Source organism: Allobosea sp., assembly GCF_051860145.1.
In the GTDB taxonomy this organism is placed as follows: Bacteria; Pseudomonadota; Alphaproteobacteria; order Rhizobiales; family Beijerinckiaceae; genus Allobosea.
This window is the reverse complement of record NZ_JBHYEM010000014.1, coordinates 39,877-53,224: the sequence shown is the minus strand read 5'-3', so window position 1 is coordinate 53,224 and position 13,348 is coordinate 39,877. Positions and strand designations below refer to the sequence as shown.

Sequence of the window (13,348 nt, the reverse complement as noted above, 5' to 3'; positions counted from 1 at the left end):
TAGCTATTGCCATCGCGCAAGGGATCACGCTAGTTTACGATCAACATTGTCGACAATCACCAGCAATCAACTGCTGGCGCTGTCCGGATTTCGACCGGCGGCCAATGACAAGAGCAAGGGGAGGACCATCATGAAGATCAGAGCTATCGCCATCTGCTGCGCCCTGCTGGCACCGGCTGCCGCCGGCGCGCAGGCCTTCCAGCCGCAGAATCCGGAATGCATCGCGCCGGCCGCCCCCGGCGGCGGTTTCGACCTGACCTGCCGGCTGACCAGCCGGATGCTCAACGAGACCGGCCTCGTCGGGCCGCAGATTCGCACGACCAACCTGCCGGGCGGCATCGGCGCCGTCGCCTATAACAACATCCAGGCCCAGCGCGCCTCCGACCCCAACGTCATCGTCGCGGTCTCCACCGGCTCCTGGGTCAACCTGGCGCAAGGCAAGTTCGGGCGCTTCACCGAGAAGGACGTGCGCTGGCTCGGCGCGGTCGGCGCCGATTACGGCGTGCTCGCGGTCCGCAAGGACAGCCGCTTCAAGACCCTGGGCGATCTGGTCGAGGCCCTGAAGAAGGACCCCACCTCCGTGCCGGTCGGCGCCGGCGGCACTGTCGGCAGCCAGGACTGGATGAAGCCGTCTCTCGTGCTGCGGGCCGCCGGGATCGATCCGCGCAAGATGCGCTATCTCTCCTTTGAGGGTGGCGGCGAAGCGATGGGCGCGCTGATCGGCGGCCATATCGAGGTCTTCCCGGGCGATGCCTCGGAGGTGCGGGGCCAGCTCGAGGCCGGCGAGATCCGGCTGCTCGCGACCTTCTCCGACAAGCGCCTGCCCGGCGCCTTCGCCAATGTCCCGACCGCCAAGGAACAGGGTTTCGACGTGCAATGGCCGATCGTGCGCGGCTTCTATGCGCCGCCCAAGGCATCCGACGCCTCCTACGCCTATTGGACCGGCGTGCTCACCAAGCTGAATGCCGATCCCGCCTGGCAGAAGGCGCGGACCGAGCAGGGCCTGTTCGAGTTCAGCATGGCCGGCGAGGAATTCGACGCCTTCGCCAAGAAGCGGACCGCGGATTTCCGCGCGCTCGCGATCGAAGTGGGTCTCGCCAAATAAGGCGAGCCCTTCCGTCCGCTCAGCAGAAGGCGACGCGATGAGCATCGATCGTGTAGTTGGAATCCTGTGCATATTGCTGGGGCTCGGTGCCGCCTGGCATGCTCAGGCACTCGAGGTGGCCTTCGCGGCCGATCCGGTTGGCCCTCGCCTTTTCCCGACGGTCGTCGGTGCGGTGCTGGCGCTGGGCGGCGCGATCCTGGTCATCAAGCCGGGCACGGTGACCATGGAGATCGGCGCCTGGCGACGCTCGGGCACGATCCTGGCCGCCTGCCTGATCTACCCTCTGCTGCTGCAGCCCATCGGCTTCATCCTGGCCACGACCTGTCTCTGCTTCGTGGCCGCGCTCGCCTTTCACGCCAAGGCGGTGCCGGCCGCGATTTCCGCCGTCGGGACTGCGGTCGTCTTCTTCGTTCTCCTCGACCGGATCCTCGACCTTCCGCTGCCGCGCGGACCCCTGGGTATCTAGATGGACGCGCTCTCAGCCCTTCTCACCGGCTTCCAGGTCGCACTGACGCCGCTCAACCTCGGCATGGCCTTCCTCGGCGTCGCGCTGGGAACGGCCATCGGCGCCCTGCCCGGCATCGGCCCGATCAATGCCGTGGCCCTGCTGCTGCCCTTGTGCTTCGCGCTGAAGCTGCCGCCCGAGACCGCGCTGATCCTGCTCGCCGGCATCTATTACGGCAGCGGCTATGGCGGCCGCATCTCCTCGATCCTGCTCAACATCCCGGGCGATCCCGGGCTGGTGATGACGACGCTCGACGGCTACCCGCTGGCCAAGGCCGGGCGCGGCGCGGCGGCGCTCGCCATCAGCGGCATCGGCAGCTTCGTCGGCGGCACCAGCGCCGTCGTGCTGATGACCTTCCTGGCCGTGCCGCTGGCGCGGCTCGCCCTCTCCTTCAGCCCCGCCGACTATGTCGCGCTGATGGTGCTCTCCTTCGCGCTGCTCGGCACCATGGGCGAGGGCAAGGCGGCCAAGACCTGGATCGCCGTCGCTCTCGGCCTGCTCTTCGCCATGGTCGGCATCGACGGCGGCACCGGCGTCGAGCGCTTCACCTTCGGCTCGCTCGAATTGCTCGGCGGTATCGATTTCACCAGCCTGACGATCGGCCTCTTCGCCGTCAGCGAGATCCTCGTTCTCGTCGAAGGGCTGATGGGCGGAGCGGCCTCGCGCACCGGTGACGGGGCGCGGCTCTCGCTGCGCGAGATCCTGTTCTGCCTGCCGGCCATGGCGCGCTCGACCGGCATCGGCTTCGTGCTCGGCGTGCTGCCGGGCACGGGCGCCTCGGTGGCATCGGCGATGGCCTATACCGCCGAGAAGCGGATCTCCGACAAGAACGGCACCTTCGGCAAGGGCGACATGCGCGGGCTCGCCGCGCCCGAGACCGCCGACAACGCCTCGCAGACCGCCTCGATGATCCCGATGCTGGCGCTCGGCATTCCCGGCTCCGGCACCACCGCCGTCATGCTCGGCGCCTTCCTGATGTATTCGATCACGCCGGGGCCATTGCTCTTCACCCAGCGCCCGGAAGTCGCCTGGGGCCTGATCGCCTCGATGTATATCGGCAACCTCATGCTGCTGGCGCTGAACCTGCCACTGGTCGGCCTGTTCGCGCGCCTGCTGCTGGTGCCGGCCTGGATCCTCTATCCCGGCATCCTCGCCCTGTCCTTCGCTGGCGTCTACGCGGTCTCTAACTCACCCTTCGAGCTCTTCGTCACGGTCGGGTTCGGCGTCCTCGCCTATGGCCTGCGCAAGGTCGGCATCCCGCTGATCCCGCTGATGCTGGCTTTCGTGCTGGCGCGCCTGCTCGAAGACAACCTCCGGCGCGCCCTGTCGCTCTCGGGCGGCAACTACGAGATTCTGTTCTCGACCCCGACCAGCATCGTGCTCTGGGTGCTGGCGCTGCTCGCCATCGGCCTGCCCTTCGTGGTCGGGCGCCTGCGCCCGGCATTGCTCGACAGCAAGCTCGAAGCCGACTCGAACAAGTCTGCATAAGGCCTTAGCAGCACGCGCATCCCGGCCCGAACACCGCACGGCTGCCCAGCGTGGCGAGCCGGGTGCGCCAGCCGGGAACATGCGAGGCGAGCGCGCCGAGCGCGCCGTCCTGGTCGAGCCGCGTCGGGCGACCTTCCTCCAGCACGATTTCGCCATCGATGATGCTGGTCACGACGTCGCTCGATTTGGCGTAGAAGACCAATGCGGCGTGGCCGCCGTAATAGGGCTGCAGATGCGGCCGCTCGAGATCGAGCATGATCAGGTCGGCCTTCTTGCCGGGTGCGAGCGAGCCGATCTCGCGATCGAGCCCCAGCACGCTCGCCGCACCCATCGTATGGAGCCAGAGCGCGCGCTCGCATGACAGCGCGTTCGGATCGCCGAGCCGCAGCCGCATCGCGTTGATGGCGTTGCGCATGCCCTCGAACGGGTCGTTCAGCATCCAGTCGGTGGCGAAGCCGGTCGGGATGGCACGCGCCGCGATGTCCTCCAGCCGCGGATAACGGCCGCGGCGCGGATAGATCGTCGGGCAATGTGCGTAGCGTGCGCCGGTCTCGGCGACCGCGTCGAGATCGGCGTCGCTCGCGAAGGAGAGATGCGCCAGCACCACGTCTTCCGCCAGCATGCCGACATCGCGCAGATATTCGAGCGGCCCGCAGCCATGCTCGGCCTGGATATGCTCGGTCTCGCCGGCGCTCTGGGCGGCGTGGATATGCATGCCGACGCCGAGGCGGCTGGCCTCCGCCCTCGCCTCGCGCAACAGGCCGGCGCTGCAGGTGTCGGTGGCGTGAGTACCAATGCGGGCCTGGATGCGCCCGCCGGCGGCGCCATGCCAACGCTCGACCACGGCGACGCCGTCGCGCAGGCGCTGCTCGCCCTGGGCGGGATAGCGGCTGTAGTCGCCGCGATGCAGTTCCTCGAGATGGACGTCGAAGACCTTGTTGGCGATCTGCGCCCGCAAGCCGCAGCGCTCGACCGTCTCGGCCAGGCTGTGCGGGCCGTACCAGATGTCGTTGATCGTGGTGATGCCGGCGCGCAGCAGTCAGCGCAGCCGACCTCGCCGAGCCGCCCCCATTCCTCCTCCGTGACGTCCTTCTCCATCCGGAAGGCGACATCGAACAGGGCGGATTTGGCGGCGTGATCGTCAGTCTGGCTGCGGAAGATGATCGAGGCGGTGTGGTAATGGCAATTGACGAAGCCGGGCAGCACCGCCTTGCCGGCTCCGTCGATGACGCGGCGCGCATGCCAGGTGCCATCAGGTCGACGCGCGCCGGCATGGACGATGCGATCCCCGGCGATCGCGACCTCTCCGTCCGGGATCACGGGCATGCCCTCCGTGACCGGATAGAGGAAATCGGCGCGGATCAGCAGGTCGATCTCTTGCATTCCGGGCTCCGGCAGCACGTCGAACAAGCCGCCATCCTGCATGGATAGGGCGCGATCGAAAACGCTGTGGCGCGCTGCAGGGCCTGCGCCGGCCGCCTAGCTGAGCATGCGCGTGTCGCCGCAGACCGAGATCTCCTGGCCCGAGATGGTCTTGGCGAAGGGCGAGGCCAGGAAGACGATCTGCCGGGCGATGTCGTCGGGATCGACGAATTGCTTGATCGAGACGCCGGCGAAGAGCCGCGCTTCCATCTCCTCATGCGAGATGTTGAAGCTGCGCGCCTTGTTGGCGATCACGCTCTGGATGCGCGCGCCGTCGACCAGCCCCGGGCAAATCGCATTGGCCCTGATGCCGAATTCGCCGAGCTCGGCGGAGATCGCCTTGGTGAAACCGATGACGCCCCATTTCGCCGCGCCATAGGGCGAGCGCAGCGGAAAGCCGTGCTTCCCAGCCTGGCTCGACAGGTTGACGATGCTGGCGTTCTTCGACTGCTTGAGGTGCTGCACCGCCAGCCGCGTGCAGTTGAACTGCCCGGTCAGATCGACGGCGACGCAAGCGTCCCAGTCGGCGGGATCGATCTCGTCGACCCGCCCGGTCGGACCGGCAATGCCGGCATTGTTGACGAGGCAGTCGAGCCCGCCGAGCGCGGCGAGCGCCTCCTCGAATAGCCGCGCCACCGCTTTCCGGTCCGAGACGTCGCAGATCGAACGCGTGATCGCCGGATCGCTTTCGGCGAGCGCGGCCAGCGCCGCCTCGTCGACATCGCAGACATGCACCTTCGCCCCTTCCGCCGCAAAGGCGCGCGCCGTGGCGCGGCCGATGCCGTTGGCGCCGGCCGTGACCAGCACGCGCAGGTTCTCGATCTTCAGATCCATCGTCCGTCTTCCTCCCGTCTCGAATCGCGCTGCGACCCGTCAGTGCGAGCGCGAAGCGAAGCAATCCAGGAGGCCTCGCCTGACGGCCCCTGGATTGCTTCGTCGCATGCGCTCCTCGCAATGACGGAAAACGTCGTTTCACCATTCTCATTCCGCCAGCCGGGCCGTGCGCTCGATATGCTCGGCCGCGGCGCGGATATCGTCCTCCAGCGCCGCGCGCGCCGCGCCGGCATCGCGCCGACGCAAGGCGGCGAGCAGCGCCGCATGGGCGATGACGGCGCTGCCGCCATCGAGCCGGCGCGGCTCGTGACGCATGTCGAGATTGAGGATCGGCCCGGCCTTGAGCCAGAGCCGTTCGATCATCTCGATCAGCGACGGCATGGCGGCCGCCTCGTAAAGCGCGAAATGCAGGTCGCGGTTGGCGGCGACGGCAGCCGCCGCATCGGGCGGATCGGCCTTGGCAGCCGCGCAAAAGGCCGCCTCGTGCCGCGCGATCACGGCGATCTGCTCGGCGCTCGCCATCTTGGCCGCCTCCTCGGCGGCAAAGCCCTCGACGACGAGGCGCAAGCGGGTGAGCTCGCGGAACTGGGCGCGCGTCAGCACCGGCACGCGCACCGCCCGTCCCGGCAGCACCTCCAGTGCCTTGTCGGCCGCGAGCCGGCTGACCGCCTCGCGCACCGGCATCATCGAGACGCCGAGCGCTTCGGCGACGCGGCGCAGCGAAAGCTTCTCGCCCGGAGCGAGGCGGCCGGCGACCAGCAGCGCCCGCAACTCGCCGGTCACACGCTCGCCCAGCGTCTCGCGCATCAGCGAGCCGATCTCGTCCAGGGCGGAAGCTTCGCTCGCGGCTCCGTCCTGGGCGGAGCGTGAAGACAAGGGCTGGACACGACCAATCATGTCTGGCAGCCTAACTGTGATCACAGATCACAACAAGCGGCATCGAGACCGCCACGCGCGATAAAATCGACGCCGAACAACGCTCGTTCTGGGAGGAACGCATGGCAGACAGCAGGAAGACTTCCGGATTCCGCCTTTCGCGCCGCCAGGCGCTGGCCGGACTCGGCGCCACAACCGGGCTGGTCGCCAGCCCCTCGCTGATCCTGGCGCAGACGCCCGATGCGATCCGTTTCGGGCATCTGACGCCACGCACCGGCTTTCTCGGCCCGCTCGGCGAATACGGCGTGATGGCGGTCGACCTCGCCGTCGAGGAGATCAATGCCGCCGGCGGTGTCAATGGCCGCAAGCTCGAGGCGCTGAAGGAGGATTCGGTCAATCCGCAGACCGCCTCGACCAAGGCCGAGCGCATGTTCGAGCGCGACCAGGTCGCCTGCATCCTCGGCGAGATCTCGTCCGCGTCCTGCCTGACGATCTCGCAGGTCGCGGCCCGCAACAAGAAGCTCTTCGTCAATACCGGCGGCAATTCGGACGCGCTGCGCGGCGAGAACTGCAACCGCTACATGTTCCATGTCGAGCACCAGAACTCGATGTATGTGAAGAGCTGCGGCCGCTCGCTCCTGAGCCAGGGCCTGGTCAAGGGCAAGAAATGGTTCTCGCTGACGGCCGACTATGCCTTCGGCCATGACCTGCTCAAGGTCGCCAAGCGCTTCATGGAAGCCAATGGCGGCCAGTTCGCCGCCGACAAGCTGGTGCCGACCGACGCGACCGATTTCTCGGCACTGCTGCTCGAGATCCGCGCCGCGAAGCCCGACATCGTCATCTCGAACCTGGCCGGCAACCAGATCACCAATTTCCTCAAGCAATATGCCGAGTTCGGCCTCACCTTCCCGGTCGCCGGCTTCGGCTTCGACACGGCGCTCGCCTGGGCCGCCGGCAAGGACAACTTTGGCGGCGTCTGGCCCTGCGTCTGGCACCACCTGATCGACACGCCTTCGACCAAGGCCTTCGTCGCGGCCTTCACCAAGAAATATGGCAAGCCGCCGGAGAATCAGGCCTGGGGCGACTATGTCGCGGTCAAGATCATGGCCCAGTCGATGAACGAGCTGAAAAGCACCGACACCGCCAAGATCCTAGAACATTGGGAGAAGGGCGCGAAATTCGACGTGATGAAGCCGCGCCAGGGCTATTTCCGTGCCTCCGACCACCAGCTGATCAGCGAGATGTACACGATCACCGCCCTGCCGGCGGCGCAGGTCAAGAACCAATGGGATCTCTTCACCTCCTCGCCGCCGGTACCAGGCCCGAGCGAGGACATGGAGATCATCGCGACCCAGGGCGACGAGGCGGTCTGCAAGATGAGCTGAGGCGCTCTTCGTTTCCCTGCGAGGTCATCCCGGACAAGCCGCGTAGCGGCGCCGATCCGGGATCCATTCCTAAAGCGTTCCGGAATGGATCCCGGGTCTCCCTTCGGTCGCCCGGGATGACGGCGCGGTAGATTGATCGAACTGCAAAGGCCTTCCCTTGCTCACGCTCTTCATCCAGCAGGTGCTGAACGGGTTGCTCGACGGGGTCTATTACCTGTTGATCGCGCTCGGCCTGTCGCTGATCTTCTCGCTCGGCGGCATCGTCAACCTGGCGCATGGCGCCTTCTACGCCATCGGCGCCTATCTCACGATCGTGCTGGCGCCCCATATCGGCTTCGGCGGCGCGATCGTGGCCTCGCCGCTTCTCGTCGCGCTGATCGGCATCGTCGTCGAGCGCGGGTTGTTCCAGCGCTTCTACCGCTCAGATCCGATCCTCTCGCTGCTGCTGACTTTCGGGCTCGCGATGGTGGCCGAGCAGTCGCTACGCATGATCTTTGGCGCGCCGCCGCTCTCCTTCTCGATCCCGCCGGCGCTGCGCGGCCAGATCTTCATCGGCGACTTCATCTATTCTCGCTACCGGGCGCTGCTCCTGCTGATCGCCGCGGCCTGCGTGCTCGGCCTCTGGTTCCTGCTGCAGCGCACCGCCTTCGGCCGCGTCGTCCGCGCCGGCGTGCAGAACTCGGACATGGTCGGCGCGCTCGGCATCTCGCTGCAGCCCTACATGGCCGCGGTCGCGGCCATCGGCATCGGGCTCGCCGGCCTCGCCGGCGTGCTGCTGGCGCCGATCTACTCGATCCATCCCGCCATGGGCCAGGAGATCATCACCCCAGCCTTCGTCGTGGTGGTGATCGGCGGGCTCGGCTCGTTCTGGGGCGTCGTCGTCGCGGCGCTGATGGTCGGCCTCGTCAAGGGCATCACCATCGGGCTCGGCTACACACAATGGTCGACTGCGGTGATCTACCTGATGATGCTGCTCGTCCTGCTTTTCCGTCCGCGCGGCCTGTTCGGCGAGCGCATCCAGCGCTTCGAGTGAGGCGAAGATGACAGCCTCCCGACGCGACTATGCCCCGCTCGCCATCGCCGCCATCGGCCTCGCGCTGCTGCCCGCCCTGATGCACGCCATCGGGCTGGGCACGACCTCGGCGACGGAGGTGGTGGTCTTCGCCATCGCCTGCATGGCCCTCAACATCCTGGTCGGCACGACCGGGCTCGTCTCCTTCGGCCACGGCGCCTGGTTCGGCCTCGCCGCCTATGCGGCGGGCCTGATGCAGCGCAACTGGTTTCCCGAGCAGTTCGTCCTGCCGATCCTGCTCTCGGTCGCGTTCGTCGCCGCGATCGCCTTCGCTTTCGGCGCGCTGATCCTGCGGCGCCGGGGCGTCTATTTCTCGCTGCTGACGCTGGCGCTGGCGGCGATGACCTATTCCGTCGCCTTCCGCTGGACCACGGTGACCGGCGGCGAGGACGGGTTAGGCGGCATCACGCGCCCGCTCTTCCTGGGCGTCAATTTCGATGGCGCCCTGCCCTTTTACGCCCTGGTCGCGACCATCGGCCTGGTGGTGGTCTATGCGCTCTGGCGCTTCCACCGCTCGCCGGTCGGCACCGTCCTCGTCGCGATCCGCGAGAACGAGCAGCGGGCGCGCTTCCTCGGCTATGCCACCACCCGCTACAAGCTCGTCGCCTTCACGCTGTCGGCGGCGCTGACCGGCCTTGCCGGCTCGCTGCTGCTGTTCAACAACCGCATGACCTCGGCCGAGCCGATCTCGATCGCCTTTTCCGGCGAGCTGCTGGCGATGGTGGTGATCGGCGGCATGCGCTCCTTCCTCGGGCCGGCGCTGGGCGCCTTGTTCTTCGTGGTCTTCCGCGACTATCTCTCGAGCATCACGCCGAACTGGCTGTTCTGGTTCGGGCTGCTCTTCGTCGGCTTCATCGTCTTCTCGCCAACCGGAATCGTCGGCGTCGGCGAGCGGTTGCTCGCGCCGTTCCGCAAGCGACCGGAACAGGATGCGGCCATGTCGGCCCGCCAGGCCGGCGCGGTCACGCTGCCGGACTTCATGAAGCCTCGCGACCCGGTCGCCGGCGCGATCCTGACCGCGACAGGTCTCGCCAAGAGTTTTGGTGGCATCAAGGCCGTCGAGGATGTCGACATCACGATGCGCGACCGCGCGCTCCACGCGCTGATCGGCCCCAATGGCGCCGGCAAGACCACCGCCTTCAACCTGATCTCCGGCCTTTTCGCGCCGGACCGGGGAACGGTCACGCTGCGCGATCAGTCGATTGCCGGCCTGTCGCCGGAAGCGATCACCCGCGCCGGGATCGGCCGCGCCTTCCAGATCACCAACCTGTTCCCGACACTGTCCGTCGCCGAGAACGTCCGGCTCGCGGTGCAGGCGCGGGCACGCGAGCGCTTCGACCCATGGCGCACTGCCGCGGCGCTCGACACGGTCAATGACGAGACACGCCAGGTCATCGAGACGATGGGACTGCGTGGCATCGAGACGGCCGAGGCCGGCTCCCTGAGCTATGGCGGCCAGCGCCTGCTCGACATGAGCCTCGCGCTCGCCACGAGCCCGCGGGTGCTGCTGCTCGACGAGCCGCTGGCGGGCTTGGCGGCAGCCGAGCGCGAGCGCGTCGGCAACCTGATCAAGTCGATCTCGACCGACCTTCCCGTCCTGCTGGTCGAGCATGACATCGACCGCGTCTTCCAGATCGCCGACCATGTCACGGTGATGAACGAGGGCAGCGTGCTGATCGACGGCACCGTCGAGGACGCGCGCTCGTCGAAGCGGGTGCAGGAGATCTATATCGGCTCAGGCGCGCATGCGCTCGCGGAGAAGCCGAGGGTGAGCGCCGCCCGCGACGAGGTACTGCTCAGCCTCGACCGCGTCGACACCTTCTACGGCAAGAGCCATATCCTGCGGCAGGTGACGTTCGACCTGCACCGCAACGAGATCGTCGCCCTGCTCGGCCGTAACGGCGCCGGCAAATCGACCCTGCTCAAGACGATCACGGGCATCGCGCCTCCGGCGACCGGCGAGATCATCCTCGGCGATGCCCCGATCGCGCGGCTCCCCTCGGCCGCGATCGCCCGCGCCGGCATCGCCTATGTGCCGCAGGGCCGCGGCCTGTTCGCCGGCATGAGCGTCAAGGACAATCTCGAGCTCGGCCTCCTCAGGCGCCGAACTGGCAACGGCACGCATTGGGAGGACGAGAAGCTCTTCTCCTTCTTCCCGCGCATCAAGCAACGCTGGCATTCGCCGGCCGACTATCTCTCCGGCGGCGAGCAGCAGATGGTGGCGGTGGCGCGCGCGCTTTCGGGCGACACCCGCGTGCTGTTGCTCGACGAGCCCTTCGAGGGGCTGGCCCCGGCCGTGGTCGAGGAGCTGTTCGAGGCGTTCGACAAACTGCGCCAGGAGATTTCGATCGTGATCGTCGACCATCATCTCGATCTGGCGCTCGCCCTGTCCGACCGCACCGTCGTGCTCGAACGCGGGCAGGTCACGCATGTCGGCCCCTCGCGCGCGCTGAGCCAGGACCTGGTGCTGCGCCGGCAGGTGCTGTGGCTGTGATGGTCGATCGCCACGCCGTCCAGCACGTCTTGCTCGGGCTCGACCCGAGCATCTCCTGCAAGAGATTCTCGGGTCTGCGCTTCGCTCCGCCCGAGAATGACGGCAGCTTCGCTTCCCGCAAAGTCCCGCCTCGGAACCCTCTCGCATGACCAAGATCGCCATTGTCGGCTCCGGCCTGATCGGCCGCGCCTGGGCCACCGTTTTCGCCAGCCATGGCTTCGAGGTCGCGCTCTACGACCTCAAGCCCGAGGCCGCAAAGGCCGCCCGCGCCCATATCGGGAGGAACCTGAAGGAGCTCGCCGGCCATGGCCTGGTCGAGGATCCGCAAGGCTCGCTCACCCGCATCCGCGTCGCCAGGGACCTTGCCGACGCGCTCAGGGGCGCAGCTCTGGTGCAGGAGAACGGCCCCGAGACGGTCGAGGCCAAGCAGAGGCTGTTTGCGGAGTTGGACGCGCTCGCCCCGGCCAATGCCATCCTCGCCTCCTCGACCTCCTTCATCATGGCCTCGGTGTTCAGCGAGACACTGAAGGGCCGGGCCCGCTGCCTCGTCGCCCATCCCGTCAACCCGCCGCACCTCGTGCCGATCGTCGAGCTGGCGCCGGCGCCCTGGACCGATCCCAAGGTCGTGGCCAGGGCCAAGCGCATCTACGAGAAGGCCGGCCAGGTGCCGATCACCCTGCGCAAGGAAAAGCCCGGCTTCGTGCTCAACCGGCTCCAGGCCGTGCTGCTGGCCGAGGCCTTCCGGCTCGTCGGCGAGGGCGTCGCCAGCGCCGCGGATGTCGACAAGACCATTCGCGACGGGCTCGGCCTGCGCTGGTCTTTCATGGGGCCGTTCGAGACGATCGAGCTCAACGCACCCGGCGGCATCCCCGATTACTGCGCCCGCTACGGCGCCTCGCTCGACCGCATGGCCTCGGAGGGCACGGGTGGCGACCCCTTCGGCAAGAAAACCGTCGCGACCGTGATGAGCGAATGGCCCGGCACGCAATCGGCCGAGCGCGTCAAGCGGCTCAGCGACTGGCGCGACACGCGGCTCGCCGCCCTGCAGGCGCATAAGCGCGCCGCGAAACGCAAGCCGGCCTGAGTTCCCAAGTCAGAGCATCGCAAGTCAGAGCATCGAAGGACGCATCGCATGGCGAAAAACCGCAAAGTCATCATCACCTGCGCCGTGACGGGCGCGATCCACACGCCCTCGATGTCGCCGCATCTGCCGGTGACGGCGCAGGAGATCGCCGATGCCGCGATCGGCGCGGCCGAGGCCGGCGCGGCGCTGGTCCATGTCCATGCGCGCGACCCGGTGACGGGCAAGCCCGACCAGTCGCCCGAAGCCTTCGAGCCCTTCCTCAAGGTGATCAAGCAACGCAGCGACTGCGTCATCAACATCACCACGGGCGGCGCCCCGACGATGAGCGTCGAGGAGCGGCTGCGTCCCTGCGCCGTGCTCAAGCCCGAGGTCGCCTCGCTCAACATGGGCTCGATGAATTTTGGGCTCTACCCGATGCTGAACCGCTTCAAAGAGTTCAAGCACGACTGGGAATATCCCTATCTCGAAGGCTCGAAGGACCGGATCTTCAAGAACACCTTCCAGGACATCGAGAACATCCTGACCACCTGCGCCGAGAACGGCACGCGCTTCGAGATCGAGTGCTACGATATCGGCCATCTCTACACGCTCGCCCATTTCGTCGATCGCGGGCTGGTGAAGCCGCCCTTCTTCGTCCAGTCGGTCTTCGGCATCCTGGGCGGCATCGGCCCGCATCCCGAGGATGTCGCCCATATGAAGCGCACCGCCGACCGGCTCTTTGGCGACCAGTATCATTGGTCCGTGCTCGGCGCTGGTCGCCACCAGCTTCCGATCGCGGCGATGGCGGTCTCGATGGGCGGCAACCTGCGTGTCGGCCTCGAGGATTCGCTCTGGCTCGGGCCAGGCCAGCTCGCGAAATCGAACGCCGATCAGGTCCGCGCGGCGCGCCAGATCGTCGAGGGCCTCGGGTTGGAGATCGCGACGCCCGCGGATGCCCGGGAGGCGCTGCAGCTCAAGGGCGCCGACAAGGTCGCCTTCTGAGCGCGGCGTCGCCACGCCGCTGGGCGGCGGGCGCCATCGAGAACGAGCGGGTCGGCGATGCCGGCCCGTTCTTTTTTGGCCTATGTGAAAAGATGTCACAAA

At 67.4% G+C, this 13,348-nt stretch carries 12 protein-coding genes; 9 read left to right on the top strand and 3 right to left on the bottom strand.

Features of this window, described 5'->3' with window-relative positions; all coding sequences use genetic code 11:
* The first annotated feature begins 130 nt into the window (after nt 1-130).
* The 3 genes from ACTIF2_RS20130 to ACTIF2_RS20120 are packed head-to-tail and all read left to right on the top strand — an operon-like array spanning nt 131 to nt 3,098.
* Nucleotides 131-1,105: a tripartite tricarboxylate transporter substrate binding protein gene (locus tag ACTIF2_RS20130; protein ID WP_439498896.1), complete on the top strand. Its 975-nt coding sequence runs from the start codon at nt 131-133 to the stop codon at nt 1,103-1,105.
* 37 nt (nt 1,106-1,142) lie between these two features.
* On the top strand, nt 1,143-1,571 hold the full coding sequence (locus ACTIF2_RS20125) for a tripartite tricarboxylate transporter TctB family protein (protein ID WP_439498895.1): 429 nt from the start codon (nt 1,143-1,145) through the stop codon (nt 1,569-1,571).
* Complete coding sequence (locus ACTIF2_RS20120) at nt 1,572-3,098, top strand: tripartite tricarboxylate transporter permease (protein ID WP_439498894.1); 1,527 nt, start codon at nt 1,572-1,574, stop codon at nt 3,096-3,098.
* Nucleotides 3,099-3,102: 4 nt separating this feature from the next.
* Here the strand turns inward: ACTIF2_RS20120 and ACTIF2_RS20115 are convergent, their stop codons facing one another.
* Nucleotides 3,103-4,134: an amidohydrolase family protein gene (locus tag ACTIF2_RS20115; protein ID WP_439498975.1), complete on the bottom strand. Its 1,032-nt coding sequence runs from the start codon at nt 4,132-4,134 to the stop codon at nt 3,103-3,105.
* Nucleotides 4,135-4,232: 98 nt separating this feature from the next.
* Here ACTIF2_RS20115 and ACTIF2_RS20110 point away from each other — a divergent pair, with 98 nt between their 5' ends.
* A complete protein-coding gene (locus tag ACTIF2_RS20110) occupies nt 4,233-4,529 on the top strand; it encodes a hypothetical protein (protein ID WP_439498893.1) in 297 nt (98 codons plus the stop codon).
* 48 nt (nt 4,530-4,577) lie between these two features.
* Here the strand turns inward: ACTIF2_RS20110 and ACTIF2_RS20105 are convergent, their stop codons facing one another.
* A complete protein-coding gene (locus ACTIF2_RS20105) occupies nt 4,578-5,354 on the bottom strand; it encodes an SDR family oxidoreductase (protein ID WP_439498892.1) in 777 nt (258 codons plus the stop codon).
* A gap of 147 nt (nt 5,355-5,501) precedes the next feature.
* A complete protein-coding gene (locus ACTIF2_RS20100) occupies nt 5,502-6,251 on the bottom strand; it encodes a GntR family transcriptional regulator (RefSeq protein WP_439498891.1) in 750 nt (249 codons plus the stop codon).
* A gap of 101 nt (nt 6,252-6,352) precedes the next feature.
* On the opposite strand from ACTIF2_RS20100, the gene ACTIF2_RS20095 reads away from it, so the two are divergent.
* The 5 genes from ACTIF2_RS20095 (at nt 6,353) to kce (ending at nt 13,246) form a co-directional block, all read left to right on the top strand.
* Nucleotides 6,353-7,615: an ABC transporter substrate-binding protein gene (locus ACTIF2_RS20095; protein WP_439498890.1), complete on the top strand. Its 1,263-nt coding sequence runs from the start codon at nt 6,353-6,355 to the stop codon at nt 7,613-7,615.
* Nucleotides 7,616-7,772: 157 nt separating this feature from the next.
* A complete protein-coding gene (locus ACTIF2_RS20090; protein ID WP_439498889.1) occupies nt 7,773-8,648 on the top strand; it encodes a branched-chain amino acid ABC transporter permease in 876 nt (291 codons plus the stop codon).
* A gap of 7 nt (nt 8,649-8,655) precedes the next feature.
* Nucleotides 8,656-11,181 carry a branched-chain amino acid ABC transporter ATP-binding protein/permease gene (locus ACTIF2_RS20085; protein ID WP_439498888.1) on the top strand — a complete coding sequence of 842 codons (2,526 nt, stop codon included), beginning with the start codon at nt 8,656-8,658 and terminating at the stop codon, nt 11,179-11,181.
* A 145-nt stretch (nt 11,182-11,326) separates the two neighbouring features.
* Entirely contained in the window at nt 11,327-12,265 is a 939-nt protein-coding gene (locus ACTIF2_RS20080) for a 3-hydroxyacyl-CoA dehydrogenase (protein ID WP_439498887.1), read from the top strand.
* Between the two features lie 48 nt (nt 12,266-12,313).
* The gene (gene kce, locus ACTIF2_RS20075) at nt 12,314-13,246 is read left to right on the top strand and encodes a 3,5-dioxohexanoate:acetyl-CoA acetone transferase (RefSeq protein ID WP_439498886.1); all 933 of its coding nucleotides are present in this window, start codon (nt 12,314-12,316) and stop codon (nt 13,244-13,246) included.
* Nucleotides 13,247-13,348: the final 102 nt, after the last annotated feature.